Below are 1,259 nucleotides of genomic sequence, written 5' to 3'. Positions count from 1 at the left end.
CCGCCAGCGTGTCGTCCGGGCGCGGCACGCCGGCCTGGCGCGCCTGCGGCACCACGCTGCGCAGCAGTTCGGTCAGCAACTGCGTCTTGCGCGCGCCGCGGTCGAAGTAGTTGTCGACGGCCGCGACCGCAGCCTGCAGATCGGACTGCGCCGTGTCGAACTGGCGACTCATCAATGCCAGCCGCGCGTTGAGCAACCGGAGCTTGAGGTTCTCGCGCAGGAAGAATCCCTGCTCGGGCGCCAGCAGCATGGCCTGCGGCTGGTCGATGCGCGTCACGCGCAGCAGGTGCGCGTCTCCGCCACAGGCCCTGCCACCAGTCGCCCAGTCCGCGCGCAGGCCGCCGACGGAGCCGCCGACGCTGCGGCACTGGCCGGCGAGGGGGCAACGCGCGCGACCGCACGCGGCGCCTTCGCTTCGGCCAGGCGCTGCGGATCGAGCACCTGCAGCGGCGCCTCGTCGACCAGCCGCGCGGCCTCGTCGAGCTTGATCGCCAGCGAGGCGATGTCGGCCACGCTCACGGCCTTGACGCGATCGAGGTCGCGCGCGATCGCGCGTCGCACCGGTTCGAGCCGCGGCTGGCTGACGCGCGCGAGGCGCTCGTCGGCCGCCTTCAGCGCCGCCACCAGCGGCGCGGCGCTGCCGGTGATGGCGGTCTGCTGCAGCGCGACGCGGATGCCGGCATCGATGTCGACCACCAGGTTCTCGTCCCGTGCACGCGACAGCGACTGGATCAGTTCTTCGAGCTGGCCGCGCTGCGCGGTGATCTCGGCCAGCCGGCTCTCCGTCAGCGTGACCTTGGCCACCGCGTCACGCGACAGCTCCTGGGCCTGCTTGGCCAGCAGCTGGGCCTCGGTGGCCTGACCGGCGCTGTCCTGCTGGCGCCGAACCAGCTCCTGCTCCAGCGTGCGCACCCGGCGCTGGCCGTACCAGGCCATCGACAGTGCGGTCACGCTGACCAGCAACAGCAGCAGCATCAGCCCCAACTGCAAGCGCCGCGACCGCGTCGAACGGGTCGCTGGCTGGACGACGACCGGCACGGGGTGCGGGGGAAGAGGCGCGGGCGGCGCGACAGGGGGCTCTGGGGACTCGCTCACGGTGCTGACGATTCTATCGGCCGCTCTCCATCGGACCGTGACACGCCGATCGCGGCGACCACCGCCTCGAGCGTGGGCGGCGCCTCGATCACCCGGCCGAAGCCCGCCCCGCGCGCGCGCTGGGCGATGCGCGGATGCGTCGCCACGCCTGCGCGGTCCGCCAG

2 protein-coding genes are annotated in these 1,259 nt (G+C 73.3%); both read right to left on the bottom strand.

Annotated elements, in window-relative coordinates:
• On the bottom strand, positions 1-277 hold a 277-nt coding region (locus x551_RS27850; protein ID WP_253950464.1), incomplete at its 3' end, for a uroporphyrinogen-III C-methyltransferase.
• The gene (locus x551_RS22410; protein ID WP_253950463.1) at positions 274-1,038 is read right to left on the bottom strand and encodes a uroporphyrinogen-III C-methyltransferase; all 765 of its coding nucleotides are present in this window, start codon (positions 1,036-1,038) and stop codon (positions 274-276) included. The genes x551_RS27850 and x551_RS22410, both read right to left, overlap by 4 nt.
• Positions 1,039-1,259: the final 221 nt, after the last annotated feature.

Origin of the sequence: Methylibium sp. T29 (genome assembly GCF_000576205.1) — a bacterium.
In the GTDB taxonomy this organism is placed as follows: domain Bacteria; phylum Pseudomonadota; class Gammaproteobacteria; order Burkholderiales; family Burkholderiaceae_C; genus Methylibium; species Methylibium petroleiphilum.
Note: the sequence above shows the minus strand (reverse complement) of the source record. Positions and strands in the feature narration are given on the sequence as shown.